22 protein-coding genes and 1 pseudogene are annotated in these 25,162 nt (G+C 30.7%); 1 reads left to right on the top strand and 22 read right to left on the bottom strand.

The window, feature by feature from the left end; translation table 11 throughout:
• From rbfA to Q0V24_RS03870, 20 genes are all read right to left on the bottom strand, one after another.
• Positions 1–351: a 30S ribosome-binding factor RbfA gene (gene rbfA, locus Q0V24_RS03965; protein WP_297518824.1), complete on the bottom strand. Its 351-nt coding sequence runs from the start codon at positions 349–351 to the stop codon at positions 1–3.
• Positions 352–367: 16 nt separating this feature from the next.
• On the bottom strand, positions 368–2,398 hold the full coding sequence (gene infB, locus Q0V24_RS03960) for a translation initiation factor IF-2 (protein WP_297518823.1): 2,031 nt from the start codon (positions 2,396–2,398) through the stop codon (positions 368–370).
• Between the two features lie 32 nt (positions 2,399–2,430).
• On the bottom strand, positions 2,431–2,733 hold the full coding sequence (locus Q0V24_RS03955; protein WP_297518822.1) for a ribosomal L7Ae/L30e/S12e/Gadd45 family protein: 303 nt from the start codon (positions 2,731–2,733) through the stop codon (positions 2,431–2,433).
• Positions 2,720–2,992, bottom strand: coding sequence for a YlxR family protein (locus Q0V24_RS03950; protein ID WP_297518821.1), 273 nt, complete (start codon positions 2,990–2,992; stop codon positions 2,720–2,722). Before Q0V24_RS03950 ends, Q0V24_RS03955 begins: the two co-directional genes overlap by 14 nt.
• Before the next feature lie 23 nt (positions 2,993–3,015).
• Positions 3,016–4,062: a transcription termination factor NusA gene (gene nusA, locus Q0V24_RS03945; RefSeq protein WP_297518820.1), complete on the bottom strand. Its 1,047-nt coding sequence runs from the start codon at positions 4,060–4,062 to the stop codon at positions 3,016–3,018.
• A 17-nt stretch (positions 4,063–4,079) separates the two neighbouring features.
• The gene (gene rimP / locus Q0V24_RS03940) at positions 4,080–4,550 is read right to left on the bottom strand and encodes a ribosome maturation factor RimP (RefSeq protein ID WP_297518819.1); all 471 of its coding nucleotides are present in this window, start codon (positions 4,548–4,550) and stop codon (positions 4,080–4,082) included.
• Positions 4,551–4,745: 195 nt separating this feature from the next.
• Positions 4,746–9,068, bottom strand: coding sequence for a PolC-type DNA polymerase III (locus Q0V24_RS03935; protein WP_297518818.1), 4,323 nt, complete (start codon positions 9,066–9,068; stop codon positions 4,746–4,748).
• A gap of 62 nt (positions 9,069–9,130) precedes the next feature.
• Entirely contained in the window at positions 9,131–10,228 is a 1,098-nt protein-coding gene (gene ispG, locus Q0V24_RS03930; RefSeq protein ID WP_297518817.1) for a flavodoxin-dependent (E)-4-hydroxy-3-methylbut-2-enyl-diphosphate synthase, read from the bottom strand.
• 10 nt (positions 10,229–10,238) lie between these two features.
• Positions 10,239–11,267, bottom strand: a complete 1,029-nt coding sequence (locus Q0V24_RS03925) for an RIP metalloprotease (protein WP_297518816.1) — start codon at positions 11,265–11,267, stop codon at positions 10,239–10,241.
• Between the two features lie 29 nt (positions 11,268–11,296).
• Positions 11,297–12,454 (bottom strand): 1-deoxy-D-xylulose-5-phosphate reductoisomerase, encoded by a 1,158-nt coding sequence (locus Q0V24_RS03920; RefSeq protein WP_297518815.1) that lies wholly within the window; start codon positions 12,452–12,454, stop codon positions 11,297–11,299.
• Positions 12,455–12,679: 225 nt separating this feature from the next.
• On the bottom strand, positions 12,680–13,480 hold the full coding sequence (locus Q0V24_RS03915; protein WP_297518814.1) for a phosphatidate cytidylyltransferase: 801 nt from the start codon (positions 13,478–13,480) through the stop codon (positions 12,680–12,682).
• A gap of 12 nt (positions 13,481–13,492) precedes the next feature.
• Entirely contained in the window at positions 13,493–14,248 is a 756-nt protein-coding gene (locus Q0V24_RS03910; protein ID WP_297518813.1) for an isoprenyl transferase, read from the bottom strand.
• A gap of 77 nt (positions 14,249–14,325) precedes the next feature.
• Positions 14,326–14,868, bottom strand: coding sequence for a ribosome recycling factor (gene frr, locus Q0V24_RS03905; RefSeq protein ID WP_297518913.1), 543 nt, complete (start codon positions 14,866–14,868; stop codon positions 14,326–14,328).
• 25 nt (positions 14,869–14,893) lie between these two features.
• Entirely contained in the window at positions 14,894–15,610 is a 717-nt protein-coding gene (gene pyrH, locus Q0V24_RS03900) for a UMP kinase (RefSeq protein ID WP_297518812.1), read from the bottom strand.
• An 81-nt stretch (positions 15,611–15,691) separates the two neighbouring features.
• On the bottom strand, positions 15,692–16,606 hold the full coding sequence (gene tsf / locus Q0V24_RS03895; protein WP_297518811.1) for a translation elongation factor Ts: 915 nt from the start codon (positions 16,604–16,606) through the stop codon (positions 15,692–15,694).
• 71 nt (positions 16,607–16,677) lie between these two features.
• On the bottom strand, positions 16,678–17,379 hold the full coding sequence (gene rpsB / locus Q0V24_RS03890) for a 30S ribosomal protein S2 (RefSeq protein ID WP_297518810.1): 702 nt from the start codon (positions 17,377–17,379) through the stop codon (positions 16,678–16,680).
• Between the two features lie 203 nt (positions 17,380–17,582).
• A complete protein-coding gene (gene codY, locus Q0V24_RS03885) occupies positions 17,583–18,359 on the bottom strand; it encodes a GTP-sensing pleiotropic transcriptional regulator CodY (protein WP_297518809.1) in 777 nt (258 codons plus the stop codon).
• A 142-nt stretch (positions 18,360–18,501) separates the two neighbouring features.
• Positions 18,502–20,601: a type I DNA topoisomerase gene (gene topA, locus Q0V24_RS03880; RefSeq protein ID WP_297518808.1), complete on the bottom strand. Its 2,100-nt coding sequence runs from the start codon at positions 20,599–20,601 to the stop codon at positions 18,502–18,504.
• Between the two features lie 33 nt (positions 20,602–20,634).
• Positions 20,635–21,702 (bottom strand): DNA-processing protein DprA, encoded by a 1,068-nt coding sequence (dprA, locus tag Q0V24_RS03875; RefSeq protein WP_297518807.1) that lies wholly within the window; start codon positions 21,700–21,702, stop codon positions 20,635–20,637.
• Positions 21,703–23,220 carry a YifB family Mg chelatase-like AAA ATPase gene (locus tag Q0V24_RS03870; protein WP_297518806.1) on the bottom strand — a complete coding sequence of 506 codons (1,518 nt, stop codon included), beginning with the start codon at positions 23,218–23,220 and terminating at the stop codon, positions 21,703–21,705. It abuts the gene before it with no gap.
• Between the two features lie 145 nt (positions 23,221–23,365).
• On the opposite strand from Q0V24_RS03870, the gene Q0V24_RS03865 reads away from it, so the two are divergent.
• Complete coding sequence (locus tag Q0V24_RS03865) at positions 23,366–23,737, top strand: YraN family protein (RefSeq protein ID WP_297518805.1); 372 nt, start codon at positions 23,366–23,368, stop codon at positions 23,735–23,737.
• Positions 23,738–23,773: 36 nt separating this feature from the next.
• Here the strand turns inward: Q0V24_RS03865 and Q0V24_RS03860 are convergent, their stop codons facing one another.
• Together Q0V24_RS03860 and Q0V24_RS03855 are read right to left on the bottom strand one after the other, a co-directional pair.
• On the bottom strand, positions 23,774–24,592 hold the full coding sequence (locus Q0V24_RS03860) for a ribonuclease HII (RefSeq protein ID WP_297518804.1): 819 nt from the start codon (positions 24,590–24,592) through the stop codon (positions 23,774–23,776).
• Positions 24,593–24,613: 21 nt separating this feature from the next.
• Positions 24,614–25,162: pseudogene (locus Q0V24_RS03855) on the bottom strand (hypothetical protein); the annotation flags it as partial.

The raw sequence follows: 25,162 nt of genomic DNA, 5'->3' as shown, positions 1-25,162 counted from the left end.
TTATTTCTCCTTAATTTTAGCAAGTAAAGAGTCTATATACATCCCTTGTGCTATTGAAGAATCTCTTTCAATAACAATTTGAGGTGTAACTCTAAGTTTTACTCTTTTACCTAATTCTTTTCTTATGAACCCAGCAGATTTTTTGATTATCTCAAAAGTTGCTTGTTCTTCTTCTTTAGATCCACCAAATACGCTTAAATAAACATTAGCAAAGCTTAAGTCTTTTGTAACTTTAACATCTGTAACACTTACCATAGCTGTAATTCTTGGATCTTTAACATCATTTCTGATGATGTTACTAACTTCTTTTTTAACTTCTTCGTTAATTCTTCCTGGTCTATGATTTGCCATTTGAAATCACCTCGTATTATAGTTCTTTTCTTATGATTTTTTCCATTATATAACCTTCTATGATGTCGCCCTCTTTAATATCATTGTAGTTTTCTATACTTAAACCACACTCATATCCAGATTTAACTTCTTTAGCGTCATCTTTAAATCTCTTAAGTGATGCAAGTTTACCTTCTTTAACAACTATACCATCTCTGATTATTCTTATTCCGGCATTTCTTGTAATTTTACCATCAAGTACGTAACATCCAGCGATTGTTCCAACAGCTGATATTTTATAAGTAGCTCTGATTTCAACATTTCCAAGAATTACTTCTCTTTCTATTGGATCAAGCATTCCTATCATAGCTGACTTAACATCTTCTATAGCTTCGTATATGATGCTATATGTTTTGATATCAACATTTTCTTTGTTAGCTAACATTGAAGCTGTAACTGTAGGTCTTACATTAAATCCTATTAATAAAGCATTTGAAGCTGTTGATAATGTTACGTCTGTTTCAGTGATAGCACCTACTCCACCATGAATAACTCTTACTTTAACATCTTCTGTACTTAATTTTTCAAGAGATCCTTTTATAGCTTCTACTGAACCTTGAACGTCTGCTTTAACTATAACTGATAACTCTTTAACTTTACCTTCCTTGATTTGACTGTATAAGTCTTCAAGTGAAACTCTATTTGAAGCACTAAAGCTTTCTTGTCTTTGCTTAGCAACTCTTTTTTCAGCCATTTGTCTAGCAGTTTTCTCATCTTTTACAACAATAAATCTATCTCCAGCAGCTGGAACTTCTGAAAGTCCTAAAATCTCAACTGGAATTGATGGGCCTGCTGACTCAATTCTTTTACCAGCATCATCAAACATAGCTCTAATTCTTCCGTATGTGTTACCTACGAATATTGAATCTCCACTATTTAATGTACCATCTTGAACAAGAAGTGATGCAACAGCTCCTCTTCCTTTATCAAGTTTAGATTCTATAACTGTTCCTTTAGCTTTTCTGTGTGGGTTTGCAACAAGTGATTGCATTTCAGCACTTAAAACTACCATTTCAAGTAAAGTATCAAGACCTTCGCCTGTTTTAGCTGATACAGGTACTGCTACAACATCTCCGCCCCAATCTTCTACTACTAGTCCATGCTCTGCAAGACCAGCTTTAACTCTTTCTACATCAGCACCATCTCTATCAATTTTATTGATAGCTACTACCATAGGAACCTTAGCAGCTTTACAGTGGTTTATAGCTTCCGCTGTTTGTGGCATTATACCATCATCTGCAGCAACAACTAATATAACAACATCTGTTATTTGTGCTCCTCTAGCTCTCATAGCTGTAAAAGCTTCGTGACCTGGAGTATCTAAGAATGTTAAGATTTCCCCATCAACTTTAACTGTGTAGGCACCAATATGTTGAGTGATTCCACCAGCTTCACCTGACGCAACTTTAGTTTTTCTTATAGCATCAAGTATTGAAGTTTTACCGTGGTCAACGTGACCCATAACTGTGATTATAGCAGGTCTTGTTTCTAAGGCTGCTGTATCTATTTCTTCTTCTTCAAACTCTTCTAAAATTTCTTCTTCTTCTTTTTTGTAAGCTTCTATTTCAAATTTTTCTGCTACTTTTTGAGCTATTTCAAAGTTTATTTCCTGGTTAAGTCCAGCCATAACACCTTCAAACATTAATACTCTAATAACTTCATTATTTGGTTTTTTAAGCTTTTCTGCAAGGTCTTTAAGTGTTATAGTTTCACCTATTTCGATTACTTCTACATCAAGTTCTTCAACTTCTTCTTCTCTAGCACCTTTTTTCTTTTTCTTTTTCTTAACATTATTAACTTCTTCAGCTAATTCTTCTTCGTATTGATCTACTATACTCTTTGAATCAGCTCCTGTTAATAATTCTTTGATTAGTTCTGCGTCTTCGTCTTCTATAATACTCATATGGTTTTTAACTTCAACACTAAACTCTTCCATTAATATTCTTATAAGGTCCTTACTTGAAACCTTTAATTCTTTTGCCAATTCATATACTCTGATTTTTGACATATATTCACCCCCGAAAGTATTTATAGCCTAGATTATAATTCATAAGATAATAGTTTTAAAGCCATATTCTTATCTGTAATCCCTACTATATTTATTTCTTTTTTTCCTATGCTAGCTCCAAGTTCTTCTTTTGAAAAACCATCAATACATGATATATTAAGTTTTTCACATTTTTTTGTGAATTTATCCTTAGACTTAGCTGATATTTCATTTGAGAATATAACAAGATGAACGCTTCTTTTACCAAGTGTTTCTTCACATTTATTATATCCATCTAATAAGTTTCCTGAACGTTTTGCAAGTCCTAAAAAACTCAAAAATTTACTTCTCATCATGTGCAACCTCTTCTCTCAATCTATTATAGATTTCAGTGTCAATGTTGCTTGATAAATTTCTATTTAACCTTTTAGCCTTAAAAGCTGCATCTAAACACTTAGTAGCCTTACATATATATGCACCTCTACCAGCCATTTTGCCTGTTAAATCTACAGAAATATTATTTTCTTTATCTTTAACAACTCTTATGAGTTCTTTTTTAGCCTTCATTTCCATGCAACCATTGCACATTCTCATTGGAACTTTTTTAACTTTCATACTATCACCCCTTCAGAGTAATATTACTCAGATTTAGCTTCTGATTGTGATTGACTCTTAATATCTATCTTCCAACCAGTTAATTTTGCAGCTAATCTTACATTTTGACCTTCTTTACCTATAGCAAGTGATAATTGTGAATCTTCAACAACAACTCTAGCTGATTTGCTATCTTCATCTACAGTTACACCTATAACTTTAGCAGGACTTAATGCATTTTCAATATAACTTTCTGAACTATTACTCCATTTAATTATATCAATTTTTTCATTTTTAAGTTCTCCAACTATGTTTTGAACTCTTATTCCTTTAGGACCAACACATGCTCCCATAGGATCAATAGTTTCATCATTTGAATAAACTGAAATCTTAGTTCTTGAACCAGCTTCTCTTGCTATGCTCTTGATTTCAACTATACCCTCAAATATTTCAGGTACTTCAAGTTCAAATAATCTCTTTATAAGACCTGGATGAGTTCTTGAAACTACTACTTGTGGTCCTTTTGAGCTATCTCTTACTTCTACAATGTAAAGTTTTAACTTTTCATTAAAGTCATAGTGCTCTCCTGGCATTTGTTCATTCGGTCCAAGTATTGCTTCTATTTTTCCAAGATCAATGAAAGCATTTATCTTGTCTTTTCTTAGAACTATACCTGTTATTATATCATGTTCTTGCTCTGCAAACTCATTATATATTATACTTCTTTCTGATTCTTTGATTTTTTGGATTACCATTTGCTTTGCAAGTTGTGCTGCAACTCTACCAAAATTCTTTGGTGTAACCTCTACATCTACGATATCTTCAAGTTGTAATACTGCATTTATTGCTTTTGCTTCTTCTAATGATATTTCTGTTGAATCATCATAAACTTCTTCAACAATTTCTTTTTGTGCGAATACTTTTATAGCACCGTCTTTAGTTCTTCTTATTTTTACATTCTGAGCTTGGCTTGAATAGTTTTTTTTATATGCTGCTACAATAGCCTCATCTAAAACTGCTAATAACTCTTCTTCGCTTATTCCTTTTTCTCTAACTATCTCAGTTAATGCACCTAGGAATTCATTCTTCATTATCTATATCCTCCCCATTATATATCGCCTTCAAGATTAGCTGATTTTATTTTTTCTTTAGGAATTGTAATAACAGTTCCATTAACATCAACTAGTATTTCATCTGCTTTTATTTCTTTTAAGACCCCTTCAAATTTCTTTACATTCTCAATTGGGCTCTTTAAAACTACTTTTATTTTTTTATCTAATACTTTATTAAAGTGGTCATCATTATGTAGCGCTCTATACACACCTGGTGAAGAAACTTCTAGATAATCCACATCTATTTTCTTTTCCATTTCATGTAAATCAAATAGTTCATTAACTTTTCTACTTACATCTTCACATGCTTTAAAATCTACTTTTCCTTCTGGATTTTCTATATAAATCCTTAAGTAGTTCTCTCCATTTTCTCTTACAGATTCTAAATGGTAAAGCTCATAATTTAATTCTTCAAATATAGGGTTGAATAGAGTAGTTAATTGCTCTAAAACATTTTCTTTCATCATATCTTCCCTCCTTATTCAGTTTTCATTATATAGTATTCCTTATATCCATATTATTTAAACATCTACAAACAAATTGCGTGTAAACAGAAAGAGCGGGAATCTTCTTCCCACTCTCCACATCTAAACTATTAGTAAAATACTTTATGATATAATTCTATCATATTCCAAATTTTATTACAAGTTTATTTTTCTTGACTAAAATAAACTTATCTGATTCGTTTCTTGTAATCCATCTATGCAGCCATGGTTGGTTAAACTCTCTATAACTGTCTTAGATACTTTAGCTCTTATTCTCAAATCTTCTTTTGATATAAACTCACCATCTTTTCTTGCTTCTACAATAGCTTTACCTGCATTATCTGCTATACCTTGTAGTGCATTCATTGGTGGTCTTATACTTCCATCTTCTTCTATTTTAAATTTAATAGCATTTGATTTATATATATCCACCTTATTAAATTTAAGACCTCTTTTATACATTTCATATGATAGTTCTAGAATTGTTAGTAAACTTTTTTCTTTATGTGTTAAGTTATTCCCAAGTGCATTTAATTCTTTCATTTTTGCACTTATCACAGCCTCTCCTTTACATATTAAATCAGCATCAAAATCATCTGCTCTAACTGTAAAATAAGTTGTATAATATGCTGCTGGGTAATAAACTTTAAAATAAGCTACTCTAACTGCCATCATAACATATGCAACAGCATGACCTTTTGGAAACATGTATTTTATTCTTTTGCAAGATTCTATATACCAATCTGGAACTTGCTTTTCTTTCATTGTAGCTTCATCTTCTTCTGAAAGACCTTTACCTTTTCTTACTTTCTCCATTATTGTAAATGCAGTTTTAGGCTCTAAGTCTTTATACATAAGATAAACCATTATATCATCTCTTGTAGATATACAATCTTTTAGTGTTGTGTATCCTTCTTTTATAAAATACTGTGCATTATTAAGCCATACATCAGTGCCATGTGAAAGCCCTGATATTCTTACAAGGTCAGCAAAACTTCTTGGTTGTGTATCTACAAGCATCTGTCTTACAAACTTTGTTCCAAACTCTGGAAGTCCATAACTTCCAACTTCACACCCTAATTGTTCTTTAGTTACTCCTAGTGCATCTGTTGATGTAAATAAGCTTATAACTTTTTCATCATTTAAAGGAATGCTTTTAGGATCTATTCCAGTTAAATCTTGAAGCATTCTAAGCACAGTTGGATCATCATGCCCTAGTATATCAAGTTTTAAAAGTCTACCACTTATTGAGTGATAATCAAAATGTGTTGTTATTATATCAGTTGTCATATCATCTGCCGGATGCTGTATTGGGCAGAAATTGAAAATTTCATTATCTCTTGGTACAACCATGATTCCCCCCGGGTGCTGTCCTGAAGTTCTTTTAACTCCTGTACATCCAAGTGTTAATCTTTCTATCTCAGCTTGTGATACTATAAGTCCTCTTTCATCTAAATATTTTTTAACATAACCATAAGCTGTTTTTTCTGCTACTGTACCTATTGTTCCAGCTTTAAATACATATCCTTCTCCAAATAATACTTCTGTATATTTATGAACTACAGCTTGGTATTCACCTGAGAAGTTAAGATCTATATCTGGCTCTTTATCTCCTTCAAATCCAAGGAAAGTTTCAAATGGTATATCATGACCATCTTTAATATATGGTATGTTACAATCTGGACAATCTTTGTTTGGTAAATCTGCTCCAGAGCTCATAGAACCATCTAAGAAGAATTCAGATTTTCTACATTTTGAACAAACATAGTGTGGTGGTAATCCATTAACTTCAGTTATATCTGTCATTGTTGCTACAAAGGATGACCCAACAGACCCTCTTGATCCAACTAAATATCCATCTTCTAGCGATTTAGCAACTAATTTTTGAGCTATAAGATATAAAACTGCATATCCATTATTTATAATCGAGTTAAGTTCTTTATCTACTCTTTTTTGAACTACCTCTGGAAGAACATCTCCATATATTGAGTGAACTTTAGCAAGTGTCATATTTTTTATATCATCTTCAGCCCCATCAATTTTAGGTGGAAATGTCTCATCGGGTATTGGTTTTATATTCTCAATTTCATCTGCTATTTTATTAGGATTTTCAATTACTATCTCTCTAGCTATTCTATCCCCTAAGTAGTCAAACTCTTTTAACATTTCTTCTGTTGTTCTATAGTAAAGTGGTGGTTGATTATCTGCATCTTTCATCCCTTGCCCTGCCTGTATTACTCTTCTGTACATTTCATCCTCAGGATTTAGGAAGTGAACATCACCTGTCCCAACTACTAATTTATCCATTTCTTTACCTAACATATAAATTTTCTTATTCATATCTTTAATTTCTTGCTCATTTGCAACATTACCTTTTCTTATAAGATATTCATTATTTAAAACTGGCTGAATTTCTAGATAATCATAAAATTCTGCTATCTCTTTTAATTCTTCTGTTGTTTTACCTTCTAACACAGCCTTATAAAGTTCACCACCTTCGCAAGCTGAACCAATTATAAGTCCTTCTCTCATCTGTGCAAGTAAAGTTTTTGGTATTCTTGGTTTTCTAGCAAAGTGTTCTAAATGTGCTGCTGATATAATTTTATAAAGATTCTTTATTCCAGCCTGTGTTTTAGCTAGTATAACTATATGATTCATTGGTTGTTTTTTTATATCAACATTTTCTAAAAATTGAGTATTTAATGTTTTTAAATCTTCTATTTCCATTTCTTCTTTTAGCTTTTTAAAGCATATTAAAAGTATTTCAGCTGTTGCTTTTGCATCATCTACAGCTCTATGGTGATTTTCTAAACTTACTCCTAAGTATTTTGCTACAGTATTTAACTTAACTCTTTTAAGTTCTGAATATAAAAATCTAGCAAGCGGTACCGTATCTAAAACTTGATTAGAGAATTCTTTTCCCATATCTCTTAAATTTTTCTTTATAAATGATACATCAAAAGGTGCATTATGTGCGACCATTGTTGCATCTCCAACAAACTCCATAAACTTTGGTAGAATATTTTCTATAACATCCTCACCTACAAGCATCTCATCAGTTATTTTTGTAAGTTCTATTATAACTGCTGGAAGATGTCTTTGTGGATTTACAAAACTACTAAACCTATCTATAACTTCACCATCTTTTATTTTAACAGCACCAATTTCTATTATTTTATCATTTTTGCTTGAGAATCCTGTTGTTTCAAGATCAAATACAACAAACTCGGCATCTAAATTACCCTCATCTCCATTAATAACTATAGGGGTTCCATTATCAACTAAATAACCTTCTACTCCATATAGTATTTTAACTCCATGTTTTTTACCTGCACTTTGTGCATCTGGAAATGCTTGAACTACTCCATGGTCTGTTATTGCTATTGCTTTGTGTCCAAATTTTGCTGCTCTCTCTACTAAATCTTTAACTGAGTTCATAGCATCCATACTACTCATGTTAGTGTGAAGGTGCAATTCTACCCTCTTCTCTACTGAATTATCTGATCTTTCTACTTTTTTCAGTTTAAAAATATCTTTTCCCATGATTACTAATTCTTTTATATAAGTATCCATAGTAGCTTCACCTCTAACTTTACAGTGAAGACCTTTTTTTATATTTTCAAGAACATGTTCTGTATCTCTTGGTCTTAAGAAACATTTTACCGCAATAGAACTTGTGTAGTCTGTTACATAGAATGTAAGTATTATTTTCCCAGCTTTTGTTTCAAATATTTCTGTTTTAAATACATCTCCTGCAACTGTTACATAACCAGACTTTTCATCTATATCTACAATATCCATTACTTCTTGCTTTATCTCTCTACCAAGTATAGTATTTTCATTTCTTTTTGCAGATTCGCCATACTCATAGTAAGCTTTAACTTCTGGTGTTTTAATTTTTTCATCTCCTGATTCTTTCTTTGGTGCATCTATTTGTCTTGTTTTTATTCCCTGTATTATTTCTTTTTCTATTCGTTTTTGCTCTTCTATATATGAATTATCTACAAGGCTATCATCAAACTTAAATTCAATTTTACACTCTAGTCCAAAAATATCTTTTAGTATATTTCTAATAGATATATCTACACCTCTTTTTTTTGAATATTCCATAAGATAGTCAAAGGCTGATTCTATTATTATCACATCATCTTTTACTATTCTTTTAGAGTCTACTAAAAATGGTTTTATCATAGGACATCCACTTATTATGTTACCTATTACATCAAGCCAATGTTCATTTACTACTTGTTCTAGACTTGCATCTGATATATCTATATATATTACAAGTTCTACATCTATTTGAAATCCTAAAGTCCTACATATATATTTTTTTATAAGTTCACAATTTTCATGACTTATTTTATCCTGACTTCTAATTACTGCTTTAAGTAAATTTTTATTTTTAACTAACTGAAACTTCTCTAGATTAAACTCTAGTCTATCTAGTTTTTCATCACTTTTAAGCGTTGCATTGATTTTTTTTATAAACTCAGCACTCAAAATAAACCGCTCCCTTCTTTAAAGAAAATAAAAGGACTCTAATACAAGAGCCCCTTTAATTTTTATAATTCTTCTTCTATTATTCTAAGTAATTCTGAAACTAACTGGTCTTCATTTACTTTTTTAACTACTTCACCCTTTTTAAAGATTATTCCATAGCCTTTTCCACCAGCAATTCCTATATCTGCATCTCTTGCTTCTCCGGGTCCATTAACTACACAACCCATTACTGCAACTTTTATATTTTTTTTAGAATCTGATAATTTTGATTCTACTTCATTTGCAATTGATATAAGGTCAATTTCTGTTCTTCCACAAGTAGGACATGATACAAATTCTATACCTTCAGTTAAATGACCAAAGTTTTTAAGCATTTCTTTTCCTACTTTAATTTCTTCTACAGGGTCTCCTGTTAAAGATATTCTTATAGTATCACCAATACCCTCTGCTAGTAAAGTTCCAATTCCGATTGCAGACTTAATTGTACCTCTCCATATTGTTCCAGCCTCAGTAACTCCAAGGTGAAGAGGGTAATCAACTTTTTCTGATGCAAGTCTATAACTTTCAATCATAGTTTTTATATTTGAAGATTTAATTGATATTACTATATCTCTAAAATCTAAAGATTCTAATATTTCTACATGTTCTAATGCGCTTTCAACTAAAGCCTGTGCACAAACTTTTCCATACTTATCAAGTTGTGCTTTTGATAATGAACCTGAGTTAACTCCGATTCTTATAGGTATATTCTTTTCCTTACAAGCTTTTACTACAGCTTCAACTCTATCTCTACTTCCTATATTACCAGGGTTTAGTCTAATAGCTGAAATTCCATATTCTACACATTTAAGTGCAAGTTTATAATCAAAATGTATATCTGCAACTACAGGAATAGTAACTTTTTTTACTATTTCTTTTATTGCCTCAGCTGCCTGCATATCTGGAACTGCACACCTTACAATATCACAGCCTGCCTTTTGAAGTTCTTCAATCTGTGCTACTGTTGCATTTACATCTCTTGTATCTGTATTAGTCATTGATTGAATTGTGACCCTTGAATCTCCTCCAACGTATACATCTCCAACTTTAACTTTTCTTGTTTTCTTCTTGTCAAAAGCAAAACTTTCCTTTGCTTTTAAACTTATATTTTCTATCTTCATTTTACACCTCTTATATATTAACTGGGAATATTATATCCTTTAATACAACTACGGCCATAAATGCCATAAGAAGTATAAATCCTATTGTGTTTATTGTATTTAAGATTTTTGAAGGTATTTTTTTTCTTGTTATCCCCTCAATTAAAACTGCAAATATATGACCACCATCAAGTGCTGGGAAAGGTAATAAATTAAATACACCTATTTGAACACTTAAGAATGCTGTAAGATTCATTAAATTCCAAATACCCATTTTAGCAGCTTCGCTAGTCATTTTTATTATAGTTACAGGTCCTCCTACATCAGTCTTAAAGTTAACTTCTCCTGTTATAAGCATTTTAAAACTTGTAAATGTTTGACCTATCATACCTACAAGTTCTTTTGATCCTTGCTTTATACTCTCAAAGATTCCAGGGTTTGTAACTTTATGATTATTAACACCTATGATAAACATCCCATTTTTATCTTCTATTGGTTTTATTTGAGTGGTTTTAATTTCACCATTACTATCATATTCTAATGTAACACTTGCACCTTTTACCATTGCAAGTCCCATACTAAGATCATCTGGTGTCATAAGCTTTTTCCCATCTAAGCTAAGTAACGTATCACCTTTTCTTATTCCAGCCTCATATGCCGGAGTTCCATTTACAACATCATCTACAAGATTTGTCTTATAACCAAAATTCATAGTTATTGCTGTGAATATAATTATTGCGAGCACAAGGTTCATAAATGCACCCGCAAAAAACACTATAAATCTAATTAATGGTGATTTATTTGATAAAGCTGTTTTATCATTTCCATCGACTTCATCACCTTCTTCTTCTGATTCACCATGCATTTGAACAAATCCACCTATTGGAAGTGCTCTGATACTATAATCTGTATCTCCACGATTTAAACTAAACAATTTGGGTCCCATCCCTATAGAAAATTCTAAAACTCTTACTCCACTAAGTTTTGCAGCTGTAAAATGTCCTACCTCATGTATTAATATTATTAACCCAAAAGCTAATATAGCAAAAATAATACTCACTAATTTACCCCTCCTAAATTATCACCTATTTACTTACTGTATTTTTTATAAATGTATTCTCTTACCTCTTTATCTTTTGCAATTACATTTTCAAGAGTTATATCTTCTTTATAATTAAATTTCTCCATACACTCTCTTATTATTCTTTCGATATCAAGATATTCTATTTTTTTATTTAAAAACAAATCAACAGCTGCTTCATTTGCACCATTTAATATTGCCGGCATAAGTCCCCCAACTTTTCCTGCTTTAAATGCATATTTTAAACAAGAGAAAACTTCTATATTAGGCACTTCAAAATTAAGACTACTTATAGTCTTAAAATCAAGTCTTCCACCTATATTATCTTCTCTTTTTGGATAGTTAAGTGCATATTGTATTGGAAGTTTCATATCTGGAACTCCAAGCTGTGCTATAACTGCACCATCTTTATATTCAACCATAGAATGTATTATTGATTCTGGATGAACAACTACTTCTATATCCTCATATGGACAATCAAATAGGAAATGTGCTTCTATAACTTCAAGCCCTTTATTCATTAAAGTTGAAGAATCTATAGAAATTTTTTGTCCCATATTCCATTTAGGATGTTTTAAAGCTTTTTCAACTGTAACTTCCTTAAGCATCTCTTTTGTATACCCTCTAAAAGGTCCACCTGATGCTGTTAAAAGTATTTTATAAAGTTTATTATGCTCATTACCTTGTAAAGACTGGAATATAGCACTATGCTCTGAATCTACAGGTAATATTTTAACACCTTTCTTCTTTGCAAGCCCCATAACAAGTTCACCTGCAACAACTAAAGTTTCTTTATTAGCAAGTGCTATATCTTTACCTGCATTTATAGCTTCTATCGTAGGTCTAAGTCCTATCATTCCAACAACTGAAGTTACTACTATGTCAACCTCATTATGTGTTGCAACTTCAACAAGCCCATCCATTCCATAAACTATTCTAGTATTTATGTTTTCACACTCTATAATAGAACTTAATTTATCAAATGACTCCTTATCTGTTATACAAACTAGCTCTATATTGAACTCTTTTATAACTTTTAATGCTAATTCTACATTTTTATGAGCAGATATTGCCACTAAATTATATTTTTCTTTATGAAATCTTAAAACGTCTAGAGTTTGTGTTCCTATTGAACCCGTAACTCCTAGTATAGAAATATTTTTCATTTTGCACCTCGTTAAATATCTATATATTAATTTTATTATTTACTTATATACAGATTCTATTTTAAATCATTCTAGAATTAAATACAACTTTTGTTAAAATCTATTCATATAAAATGCTATAAATTAATAATGGCTACAAATAAAATTTAAGTTTCTTCTGTGTTTTAAAATAAAAAAATATGCAATTTTTTTCAAAATTGCATATTACTCTAAACTATTAAATTCTTACTTGCCAATAACTAATGTAAGGTAGAAAAACACAACAGTACCTGAGAATAAAATACTATCAAATCTGTCTAATATCCCACCATGTCCTGGAATAAGTTTACTATAATCTTTTATACCTGCATATCTTTTAATTGATGATGCAACAAGGTCTCCAAATTGACAGAATACACCACATATAAGACCTATAACTATATAGTTATATAATGCAATATCGACTATACGACCTGTTGACATCATAAAGTAACCAAATACTCCACAAGCAACCGCCGCACCAATTATCCCACCTATTGAACCTTCAATAGTTTTCTTTGGACTTACTTTTGGACAAAGTTTATGTTTCCCAAAAGTTCTTCCTGCATAATATGCAGCAGTATCACAAAACCATGATGCAAGGAAAATAAGCCATACTAAGTATTCTCCCCCAGACATCTTATTTACAAGATATATAAAACTAAATAAAACTCCAACATATATAAATCCAAGCATTGTTATACCCGAATCAATAAATGTATATCTTACATTTAAAACTGGAATACATAATAATATAAATGTCCCGATTATTATTATATATGATAATGTTGTAAAATTATTTTCTGTTAAATAATATATAGCTAAAAGTATATATCCAATTGATATAACTGGTAACATTTTTGCAACTTTAACAGTTTTATAAAACTCATACATACCAATTACTGATAACGCTATAACAAGTCCTTTCAACCAAATTCCACCAAGGAATATTAGTATTACAAAAGGAGCCATTATTGCAGCGCCTAAATATCTATTATCTGAATTCATAAAATACACCTCTTATTTCTTGACCCCACCAAATCTTCTGTCTCTATTCTGAAAATCATATATAGCTTCTCTTAAATCTTCTTCTTTAAAATCAGGCCAATTTATATTTGAATACCAAAACTCTGAATATGCACATTGCCATAAAAGGTAATTACTTATTCTTTGCTCTCCACTAGGTCTTATAATTATTTCTGGGTCTGGCATTCCATTCGTATCTAAATACTTCTCAAATTTTTCCTCTGTTAAATCTTTCGGATTTAATGACTTATCTTCAAGACATTTTTTTATAGCCCTTACAATCTCATCTCTTCCACCATAATTAAATGCAACATTTAATACTACCCCAGTATTATTTTTTGTAAGATTTTTTGCCATTTCTATTTCTGTTTGACAAAACTCAGGTATTTTAGTTAAATCACCAATTGTAGTGATTTTTACATTATTTTCATTAAGTCCTCTAATTTCTTTTCTTAAAAATTCAACTAGAAGTTTCATTATTGCATTTACTTCGTCTTTTGGTCTCTTCCAATTTTCAGTTGAAAATGCATAAAGTGTTAAATACTCAACTGAAAGTTTATCACATTCTCTTAGAACTCTTCTAATAGTTTCAGTACCTGCTCTGTGCCCCATAGTTCTTGCAAGTCCTCTAACTTTAGCCCATCTTCCATTACCATCCATTATAATAGCAATATGTTTTGGTATTCTATCCATATCTATGGCTACTTCTTCTTCTTTTCCATTCTTTCTGCCCTTAAATATATTAATCATAAAGACAACCTCCTCGATATGCTTCAAACAGCAAAATCATTAACAAAAAAACCTGCTAAAGAAAGCAGGTTTCCCTATTATATACTCATGATTTCTTTTTCTTTAGCTACGATTTCTTTATCTATTTCTTTGATAAATTTATCTGTAATCTTTTGAACTTTATCTTCACTAGTTTTCATATCATCTTCGCTAATTTCATTATTTTTCTTCATGTTCTTAATTTTATCATTAGCATCTCTTCTGATTGATCTTAGTGCAACTTTTGAATCTTCACCCATTTTTTTAACTCTTTTAACAAGATTTTTTCTTGTTTCTTCTGTTAATTCTGGTATTACAAGTCTTATCATAGTACCATCATTTGAAGGGTTCATTCCAAGGTCTGATTTTAATATAGCTTTTTCTACATCCTTAAGAGTTGACTTATCCCATGGTGCTATTGCTATAACTCTTGGTTCTGGTATAGAAATATTAGCTACTTGTGATATTGGACACATTGACCCATATGCTTCTACTTCTATTCTATCAAGCATTCTTGGATTAGCTCTTCCTGCTCTTAAAGTTCCTAAATCTGAAACTAAAACAGAAATAGTTTTATTCATTTTTTCTTCCATTAAATTCATTATTGCTTTCACTTAAAAAAACCTCCTATTTATTATTAGAAACTGTAGTTCCTAAAGTTTCTCCCATTGCTGCTCTTTTAATATTTCCTACTTCATCAAGTGCAAATACTATGATTGGAATTTCATTGTCCATACATAATGTTGTTGCTGTTGAATCCATAACTTGTAATCCTTGCTCTAATACTTCTATATATGATAATCTATCATATTTTTTAGCATCTGAGAATTTATTTGGGTCTTTATCATAGACTCCATCAACTTTCTTAGCTAAAAGTATAACTTCTGCTTCTATTTCAGCTGCTCTTAACGCTGCTGCTGTATCTGTTGAGAAATATGGATTCCCTGTTCCTGCTCCAAAAATTACAACTCTACCTTTTTCTAAGTGTCTCATGGCTCTTCTTCTTATATAAGGCTCTGCTATTTCTTTCATTTCGATAGCTGTTTGTACTCTTGTATTAACGCCTAAACTTTCTAATGAATCTTGTAGTGCTAATGCATTTATTGACGTAGCAAGCATTCCCATATAGTCAGCAGTTGTTCTGTCCATACCTTCGCCTTCTCTACCTCTCCAAATGTTTCCACCACCAACAACAGCTCCAACTTCTACACCACAGTCTATAAGTTCTTTTATCTCTTTAGCTATTCTTGTTGCCACATTAAAATCTATTCCAAAACCATCTTTACCTGCTAAAGCCTCACCTGATAACTTTAACATTACTCTTTTATACTTACAAGCTTCCATTATAATATCCTCCATCTAGATAAATTCCTTTAGTTTTAAAAAAAGAGAACACCAAAGTGTTCTCTTATTGTTTTTTATTTCTTATTTTGCTCCCATTTTAGCAACTTCTTCTGCAAAGTTCTCCTCAGCCTTTTCAATTCCTTCTCCTCTTTCGAATCTAACGAATTTATTAACTGTGATTGTTGCACCTAACTCTTTTGACTTAGCTTCTAAAAGCTTAGCTATAGTTAAGTCTCCATCTTTAACCCAAACTTGATCTAAAAGACAGATTTCTTTTAAGTACTTCTTGATTCTTCCTTCAACCATTTTATCAACGATTTTTTCAGGTTTTCCTTCATTAAGCGCTTGTGCTTTAAGAACTTCTTTTTCTTTAGCTAATTCTTCTTGATCTACATCAGCTTCTGATATACATGCAGGGTTAGCAGCAGCTATTTGCATACATAATTCTTTAGCTAAGTTATCTAACTCTTCTGATTCTTTATCAGATGAAAGTTCAACTAAAGCTCCGATTCTTCCGCCACCGTGGATATAATCTTTTACAACTCCACTTGTAACTGAATACTTCTCAAATCTTCTTAAGCTCATATTTTCTCCGATTTTAGCTATTAATTCTGTTAAACCAGCTTGAACTGTTTTTCCAGCTTCTAATTCAGCAGCTAAAACTTCTTCAACGTTTGCAAAGTTGTTTCCAGCTATTAATTTAGCTAACATATCTGAGAATCCTATGAAATCTTCGTTTATAGCAACGAAATCTGTTTCACAATTTAACTCAAGGATAACTCCTGATTTTTTATCTGCAGCAATATAAGTTTTGATTATACCTTCAGCAGCAACTCTTCCTGATTTTTTAGCAGCAGCAGCAAGACCTCTTTCTCTTAGTGCTTCTACAGCTTTTTCTATATCTCCAGCAACTTCTGATAATGCTTTTTTACAATCCATCATCCCTGCGCCAGTTTTTTCTCTTAATTCTTTAACCATTTTTGCTGTTATATTCATTTATAAATCCTCCTATATTTTAGGTAAAGGGCACATAAGGAAAATATCCTCATCTACCCTAAAATTTTTAATTATTCTGCTATTGACTCGCCTTGTCTTCCTTCTAATATAGCATCAGCCATTTTTGCAGTTATTAATTTAACCGCTCTTATAGCATCGTCATTTCCTGGAATTACGTAATCAACAACTTCTGGATCACAGTTTGTATCAACTATAGCTACAACTGGAATTCCTAATATTTTAGCTTCTAATATAGCGTTGTTTTCTTTTCTTGGATCTACTACAAACATAGCTCCGATATTTGAAACGTTAAGGTTTTTAATTCCACCTAAGTTTCTTTCTAATTTTTCCATTTCATTCTTTAAGTGAATTACTTCTTTTTTAGGTAAAACTTCGAAAGTTCCGTCTTCTTCCATTTTGTGTATTGACTCTAATCTAGCTATTCTTGTTTTTATTGTTTTGAAGTTAGTTAACATTCCACCTAACCATCTGTGGTTAACAAAGTGCATGTTTGATCTAATAGCTTCATCTCTTATAGCATCTTGAGCTTGCTTCTTAGTACCTACGAAGATAACATCTTTACCCTCTAATGATACTTCTTTAATGAAGTTGTAAGCTTCCTCTGCTTTTTTAACTGTTTTTTGTAAATCTATTATATAGATTCCGTTTCTTTCTGTGAAGATATATTGAGCCATCTTAGGGTTCCATCTTCTTGTTTGGTGTCCGAAATGAACTCCTGCTTCTAATAATTGTTTCATTGAAATTACTGACATAAATTTAGTCCTCCTTATAATTGGTTATTCCTCCACTATCTAACTTGACTAAAAAGCTTCCTTACTAAAAAAAATAAAGCACCACTTACTAGATTAGATAATGTGTGTATTTATTACCTTTGTTAGTATATCATAGCTATTGCAAAGTATCAATATTAATATTAAAATTAATTTCCCAATAACTATCTACATAATAAATCTCTTTATTTAATTTTATTAAGCTCTGTTAATAGCTTTTCATTTAAGACCTTAATATGTGTTCCTTTCATTCCAAGACTTCTTGACTCAATCACTCCTGCACTCTCAAATTTCCTAAGCGCATTTACAATTACTGACCTTGTAATACCAACTTTATCTGCAATCTTTGATGCAATTAAAAGCCCTTCTGTACCACCTAGTTCATCAAATATATGCTCAACAGCTTCAAGTTCTGAATAAGATAATGTCCCTATAGCAAGTTGTACTATAGCTTTTTTACGGGCATCTTCTTCTACTTCAAGCCTTTTAGATCTTAACATCTCTATTCCAACAACTGTTGCACTATACTCTGATAAAACTAAATCATCATCTGTAAATTCTTCTCCAAATCTTGCTAATAATAAAGTACCAAGTCGTTCTCCATTTCCTAATATCGGAACAATTGTAGATATTTTATTTTCCATAGGACACATACCTTGTCCCTCAAAAACACATTCTCCATTATTTGGCACGTTAGATAAAGTATTTCTTATACTTAAAAGTCTTTGATTATAACTTCGAGGAAATCTTTTATCCTTTACGACTTTCTCTCTCATTACACTACATTCAAATTTTTCTGAAAATGTATAACCAAGTATTAATCCTTTTTTTTCTACTAAGTACACATTACACTCTAATACCTTACTTAATATGCTACATATATCTTCAAAAACTACTGTCTCACTTCCAGACTTTTGTAATATCTTATTAAGTTTTCTTGTCTTTTCTAATAAAGTTGACATGAAACCCCTCCTTAAAACAACACTAAACCACTAATCAAACCTTCAAAATTTTCTAAAAATTCACTACATAATATATCATAGTGACTTAGTGTTTTTCAACATACTACAAAATAGTTTTAATAGTGTTCATAGTTTTATAATATTATTCGTCCTTTTTATCATCTTTCTCATCTGGAATATCAACTTTCTCTTTACATTCCTTATTGCTACATTCTAAATACTGACCTTTTGCTTTTGAGTATTTTTTAAGCATATACTCAGAACATTTAGGACATTTTATGTTACTTGGTTCATTCCAACTAACAAAAGTACAATCTGGATAATTTGAACATCCATAGAATCTATTACCTTTTTTGCTTCTCTTAACTACAACATCTCCATTGCATAATGGACAAGAGGCATCAACTGTTTCAACAATTGGCTTAGTATTCTCACATTCTGGATAACCAGGACATGCTAAGAAATCACCAAATCTTCCATGTTTAATAACCATCATTTTCCCACATTTATCACATGGTACATCACTTATCTTATCCTCAATCACAATTTTAGAAATTTCACTTTCAGCCTTCTTTATATCCTCACTAAGAGGTTTAAAGAACTCATCTACAACCTGCTTCCATTGAAGCGAACCAGCTTCTACTGAATCAAGCTTATTTTCCATTGAAGCTGTAAAATCAGCATCTACTATTGTTTTAAAGTATTCAGAAATTATATTATTAACTATAACCCCAAGCTCTGTTGGTGCTAATACTTTCTTTTCCCTATTAACATATTTTCTACTAACTAATGTTGTTATAGTAGGAACATACGTACTTGGTCTTCCTATACCATTTTCTTCTAAAAGTTTAACTGATGAAGCCTCAGTATATCTTGCTGGTGGTTGTGTGAAGTGTTGTTTTCCTTCTATCGTATCAAGATTTAAAATTTCATCTTCTACTATTTTAGGAAGCATTACATCCTCTTCATCTTCTGAATTTACATAATCATAAATTTTCATAAATCCATCAAAGTTTATATTTGAGCCACTTGCACGAAGAACATAATCTCCATTTTTAATCTCAATACTATTTGTATTGAGTATACAATTTTCCATTTGACTTGCTATAAATCTATTCCAGATAAATGTATAAAGCTTATACTGATCTCTTGAAAGATTTGCTTTTGCTATCTCTGGAGTAATATCTACATATGTAGGTCTTATAGCTTCATGGGCATCTTGTATATTTTTTTTACCTTTAAATACTCTTTCTTCTTTTGGTATATAGTTTTCTCCATATGTGCTAGTTATAAACTCTTTTGCTTTATCCTTCGCTTCATTTGAAATTCTTACAGAGTCTGTTCTCATATAAGTTATTAAACCTACTGTACCAAATTTTTTAACCTCAACCCCTTCATAAAGTTGTTGAGCTATTTGCATAGTCTTCTTTGTCATAAAGTTTAATCTTTTACTAGCTTCTTGCTGAAGCGTACTTGTAGTAAATGGTGCTAAAGGCTTTTTAGCTCTTGTACCGATTTTAACCTTACTTACAAGGTATTCTCCCTCATTTAATTCACTAATTATTTTATCTGTTGTTTCTTTAGTTTTTAATTCTATTTTCTTTTTATTCTTCGTTGCTAATTTTATAGGGAAGCTTTTACTCGCTTTCTTAAGTTTAATATCAACGCTCCAGTATTCTTCTGGTTTAAACTCTTCTATTTCTTTTTCTCTATCACAAATCATTTTAAGCATAGCAGATTGTACTCTACCAGCACTTAACCCCCACTTTACATTTCTCCATAAAAGTGGACTTATCTCATATCCAACTAGTCTATCTAATATTCTTCTTGCCTGCTGTGCATTAACAAGATTTTCATTAATAACTCTTGGATTTTTTATTGATTCCTTAACTGCTGTTTTTGTAATTTCATTAAATTCTATTCTACATTTCTCGCCTTCTGGTATCTTTAAAACATTTGCAAGATGCCATGAAATTGCTTCCCCTTCTCTATCAGGGTCAGTCGCAAGATAAACTTTCTCACTTTTTTTAGCAAGTTTTCTAAGCTTTGTTAAAAGCTCTCCCTTACCTCTTATTGTAATATACTTTGGTTCATAATCCTCTTCTATATTAACACCTAACTGACTCTTAGGTAAATCTCTTACATGTCCCATCGAAGCCTCAACTATATAATTTTTTCCTAAATACTTTTCTATAGTTTTCGCCTTTGCTGGTGACTCAACAATTACTAACTTTTGACCCATAGTAACCCCCGAAACTTCGGAGTTTCACCCCCTCTAATTATTTCGCAATATTTTCATATAATTATTTCCTACCAATCCAATAACATCATTATTGAATTGCATTTCAAATAATAACTCATTAATAATATTTCTGTCAACTTTAATTTCTTTAACAATTCTATCAAAATGTACTGGTTCTTCACCTAATATCTTTAAAATATCAAGTTTTATCTTATAATTTATATCTCTTTTAGTATTTTTATAGATTAATCCCATTTCTTTGAATACTTGTTCAATATTAAGGTAAATTAAAGCTCCATCATTTATTAATAAATTGCAACCTTCACTAAATTTTGAATCTATATTTCCAGGTACTGCATATATAGATTTATTCTGACAACAAGCATGATAAGCCGTATTACTAGCTCCACTTTTTATACCAGCCTCTGTCACTATAACTATACTTGAAATTGCACTTATTAATCTATTTCTCCTTGGAAAATTATAATATATCGGCTCTTCTCCAGGTAAAAATTCACTCATAATAACACCATTTTTAATAATATTAATAAATAAATTTACATTTGATTTCGGATATACAATATCTATTCCACACCCAAGTACAGCAATATTAAAAATTTTATTCTCAGTTGCTGCCCTATGAGCAATAGAATCTATTCCTATTGCTCCACCACTTACTATTCCTATACTATACTGATCAATTAAATTTGCTACTATTCGTTTTGTTGTAAGTTCTCCATAATTGCTATTTTTTCTTGACCCAACAATTCCAATAAACTGTCTCTTATTAACTTCTTCTATATTACCTTTATAAAAAATAAAAAATGGTGGTTCTTCAATCTCTTTAAAATTATTTGGATAATCTTTTTCATCATATGTAACTAGACAATATTCTCCATTTTTTAGTCCATTTTCTATTTTTTTGATTTTATCATTATTCAAGTCAAACTTCATAATTTTTTCATAACATTTTAATTCTTTGAATAATTTTTCTCTAAATGTATAAATTTTCTTATAATTTATATCATTTTTGATTATTTCAATTTTTATCTTTGACTGTATTGGAAGTGCACAAAACCAAATTTTATATTTATCTATCATTTATATAATTTCCCCTCTTATGTTTTTTCTATACCCTAGTGCTTCATATATATGTTCACTATCTACTAGATCTTTATCATCAATATCTGCAATCGTTCTTGCTAACTTTATTATTTTGTGTAAAACTCTACTACTAAGTCCAAATTTACTATATATATCTTCTAAAAGCTTATCCCCTTTTACTGTTATTTTTATATATTTATCTATTAAACTATAATCAAGTTTCGAATTTGTATTTATCCCAATTTCTTCATATCTTAACACCTGTTTCATTCGAGCTTTTTCTACAATTTTCTTAAAATCGTCAACTTTCTCCAAATTTTCACCCCTAAGTTTTTTAAAATCAACATATGTCACAAATGCAAATATATCTATCCTATCCCTCATAGCCTTAGATAATTTGTTTTCATAATTTTTTCTAGCTGCTTCACTACAAATACACTTTCTTATTTCTACACCACTTAAATAATTCCCACAAGGGCATGGATTAAACGCTCCTACAAGTGTGAAATCCGCAGGATACTCAACACTTCCACTGCTTCTTGATATATTTATCCTTCCTTTTTCAATCGGCTCTCTTAGGCTCTCAAGAACACGCCTATCAAATTCTAAAAGTTCATCTAAAAACAATACTCCATTATGTGCTAAAGAAATCTCTCCAAGACTTAAATCTCTTCCACCACCAATTAATGCAGCTTTAGTAATTGTATGATGTGGACTTCTAAAAGCTCTTTTTTTAACTAAACCCTCACTTAAAGTCCCTTTTATACTGCAAATTTTACTAATCTCTAAAGACTCTTCAAAACTCAGCTTTGGTAATAGCTCGATTAGTGATTTAGCTAATAATGTTTTTCCAGACCCAGGTGGTCCTTGCAATACTATATTATGCCCACCTGCTGCACAAATCATAAGAGCTCTCTTTGCTCCTTCTTGCCCACATATATTTATAAACTCATAAAGATCTCTATCCTCGGCTTTAAACTCTTCTATCTTCTCTGCTTTTAAATGTTTATAATTTAAAAACTCTATAACTTCCTTTAAATTATTCAATGCATAAAACTCTACATTACTTAAATTACTACACTCACTCAAATTTTCTCTTGGTAATATAATCTTTTTTATTCCCTCTTCACGAGCCTGAATTACAGATGTTAATGCACCATTTAACTTTCTTAACTCTCCATTTAATGATAACTCTCCTAAAAATAGAAAATTTTCATTTTCTATATTTTTTATTTGGTTACTTTCTATAAGAATTGCTACCGCTATAGCTAAATCTAAAAAAGAGCCCTTTTTTCTTATGTTAGCAGGCGCTAGATTTACAGTTAGTCTTCCTAATGGAAAATTATACCCCGAATTCTCAATAGCTGTTCTAACCCTATCTTTAGCCTCTTTAACCGATATGTCTGCAAGTCCTACTATGTTAAACGAAGGAATCCCTTTCGCTATATCTACCTCTATTCTTATTAAAACTCCCTCTATTCCTTTATATGTTGAACTTAAAATTGTCACTGCCATATTTTTTACCTCCTCAACTTATTATTATCTAAATTAATACCCTTTTTTTTGTAATTCTAAACATCTAATTAAAATTCCCCTAAAAAAACTTAACATTGTTTAAAACAATATTTTTATGTTAAGACTCTATGTGGTGGTGATATTAATGAAAAAATACAACAAATCAATTGGTTTTTATGGTGAAAATATAGCTAAATCAATCCTTGAAAATAACAATCATAAAATAATTGAAACAAATTTTCAAACACGTAGTGGTGAAATTGATATAATATCAATCTATACAAATATTCTTGTATTTACAGAAGTTAAAACTAGATTTAATTCTAATTTTGGACTTCCTTGTGAATCTATCTCTAAATCTAAAATTAAAAATATCATAAAATTAGCTAATTATTATATACATATAAATAATTACAATAATTTTTTTATTCGTTTTGATGTCATTGAAATACTATTATCTCCAAATTCTACTCAACATAAAAGTAATTATATCCCTGATGCTTTTCGAGCAAATTAAAAAGCACATCAAATTCTAAATCTGATGTGCTTTTATTTATATTAAATTTTTTATAAAACTCTTTCTGTGTAACTTTGTAGGTCCATGTTCCTTTAAGCCTTCTAAATGTTTTTTAGTACCATATCCTACATTATTAGAAAAATCATAACCTGAGTATTCTAAATCATACTTCTTCATCAAATTATCTCTATAAACTTTTGCTATAATAGATGCACATGCTATAGATGCACTTTTTCTATCACCTTTAATAACCGCTTCATTTAGTCCCTCATAACCTTTTATCAGGTATCCATCTGATAAAACTATATCTGGTTTAACACTAAGCCCCTTGCAACTATCTATAAAGATTTGATTATTACAATAAGATAAACCTTCTTCATCAATTTCATCATTTGATTTTTCTGAAATTGAATAAGATATTGATTTTTCTTTTATTATCTGCGCAAGCTTCTCTCTCTTAGCTTCTGAGAGTAACTTAGAATCATTTATTTCTAAAATAATATCTTCTATACGCTCTAAATCTAAAACTACCGCCGCGGCTACTATAGGACCTGCAAGAGGTCCTCTTCCAACTTCATCAACCCCAGCAAGTATTCCATCATTGCTAAAAGCCTTATCAAACTCATACATACCTTTAACTCTTTCAATTTCTGCTAAATAAGCCTTTATGTTTTTCTCAAGTCTAGTGCCTAATGCTATTACATTTTTTCTAGTATCTTCTTTTAAAATACTAGCAACCGCTAAAAGACTTTCTGTATTTTCTACTGAAATATCAAGTAGTTTTACACTGTCATTTAAAACTTTATAAGAATAACTTTTTATATTCTCAGATAATGAATTCATTAAAATATCCATATAATTTACCCACTTTAACAATTATTTTCTTCTTAGTCCCTTTGTTTTCTTTGTTCCTTTAGTTACTTTAGAAATTCTTCCTTGGAAACTTGAAGTACTTTCTTTTTTACTCTTAGCTTCTTTAGCTTTCTTCTTCTCTTGGTACTCTTGGTACTTACTTTTCTTTTCTTCTTTTGGTGCTGACATAGCTTCCTTAGCTTCTTTTATCTCTTTGCTAGCCTGATATTCTTTACGCTTTTGCTTCTTTTTAGCTTTTTTAGCTTTTTTATCATTCTTAGCTTTTTGATCTTCATCTAACTCTTCTATCTCATCTTCCTCTATTACATCATTAGGACCTTCAAGAGAAATATTCCCTATCACTCCGCCTCTAAATTCATCTAGAATTATAGCTGAAATCCTGTTGTAATTCACTCTTTTACCAGACATAATACAACCTCTTTTTTTAGCTATTGCATCTAAATTTTCAATTGGATTATCTGATATATCATCAAGTTTATATCTGTTTTTAAGCACCTCTGGAGATGTTACTGCAAGTCTATCTATAAGTTTATATGTAAGCTCTTCTGTGTC

It is taken from the genome of uncultured Clostridium sp. (genome assembly GCF_947039605.1).
Taxonomy (GTDB): domain Bacteria; phylum Bacillota; class Clostridia; order Clostridiales; family Clostridiaceae; genus Sarcina.
The sequence above is the reverse complement of the archived record's forward strand: the minus strand, read 5'-3'. Positions and strand labels throughout refer to the sequence as shown.

Excerpts from the sequence above, each read along its gene's own strand:
- Q0V24_RS03950 (WP_297518821.1), bottom strand. The coding sequence starts at position 2,992 with ATGAAAGTTAAAAAAGTTCCAATGAGAATGTGCAATGGTTGCATGGAA.
- Q0V24_RS03920 (WP_297518815.1), bottom strand. The coding sequence starts at position 12,454 with ATGAAAAATATTTCTATACTAGGAGTTACGGGTTCAATAGGAACACAA.
- dprA (WP_297518807.1), bottom strand. The coding sequence starts at position 21,702 with ATGATAGATAAATATAAAATTTGGTTTTGTGCACTTCCAATACAGTCA.
- rimP (WP_297518819.1), bottom strand. The coding sequence starts at position 4,550 with ATGATGAAAGAAAATGTTTTAGAGCAATTAACTACTCTATTCAACCCT.
- topA (WP_297518808.1), bottom strand. The coding sequence starts at position 20,601 with ATGGGTCAAAAGTTAGTAATTGTTGAGTCACCAGCAAAGGCGAAAACT.
- Q0V24_RS03870 (WP_297518806.1), bottom strand. The coding sequence starts at position 23,220 with ATGGCAGTGACAATTTTAAGTTCAACATATAAAGGAATAGAGGGAGTT.
- Q0V24_RS03915 (WP_297518814.1), bottom strand. The coding sequence starts at position 13,480 with ATGAATTCAGATAATAGATATTTAGGCGCTGCAATAATGGCTCCTTTT.
- tsf (WP_297518811.1), bottom strand. The coding sequence starts at position 16,606 with ATGAATATAACAGCAAAAATGGTTAAAGAATTAAGAGAAAAAACTGGC.
- Q0V24_RS03955 (WP_297518822.1), bottom strand. The coding sequence starts at position 2,733 with ATGATGAGAAGTAAATTTTTGAGTTTTTTAGGACTTGCAAAACGTTCA.
- Q0V24_RS03865 (WP_297518805.1), top strand. The coding sequence starts at position 23,366 with ATGAAAAAATACAACAAATCAATTGGTTTTTATGGTGAAAATATAGCT.
- pyrH (WP_297518812.1), bottom strand. The coding sequence starts at position 15,610 with ATGGAAGCTTGTAAGTATAAAAGAGTAATGTTAAAGTTATCAGGTGAG.
- rbfA (WP_297518824.1), bottom strand. The coding sequence starts at position 351 with ATGGCAAATCATAGACCAGGAAGAATTAACGAAGAAGTTAAAAAAGAA.
- ispG (WP_297518817.1), bottom strand. The coding sequence starts at position 10,228 with ATGAAGATAGAAAATATAAGTTTAAAAGCAAAGGAAAGTTTTGCTTTT.
- frr (WP_297518913.1), bottom strand. The coding sequence starts at position 14,868 with ATGAATTTAATGGAAGAAAAAATGAATAAAACTATTTCTGTTTTAGTT.
- Q0V24_RS03860 (WP_297518804.1), bottom strand. The coding sequence starts at position 24,592 with ATGGATATTTTAATGAATTCATTATCTGAGAATATAAAAAGTTATTCT.
- rpsB (WP_297518810.1), bottom strand. The coding sequence starts at position 17,379 with ATGTCAGTAATTTCAATGAAACAATTATTAGAAGCAGGAGTTCATTTC.
- codY (WP_297518809.1), bottom strand. The coding sequence starts at position 18,359 with ATGTCAACTTTATTAGAAAAGACAAGAAAACTTAATAAGATATTACAA.
- nusA (WP_297518820.1), bottom strand. The coding sequence starts at position 4,062 with ATGAAGAATGAATTCCTAGGTGCATTAACTGAGATAGTTAGAGAAAAA.
- Q0V24_RS03910 (WP_297518813.1), bottom strand. The coding sequence starts at position 14,248 with ATGATTAATATATTTAAGGGCAGAAAGAATGGAAAAGAAGAAGAAGTA.
- infB (WP_297518823.1), bottom strand. The coding sequence starts at position 2,398 with ATGTCAAAAATCAGAGTATATGAATTGGCAAAAGAATTAAAGGTTTCA.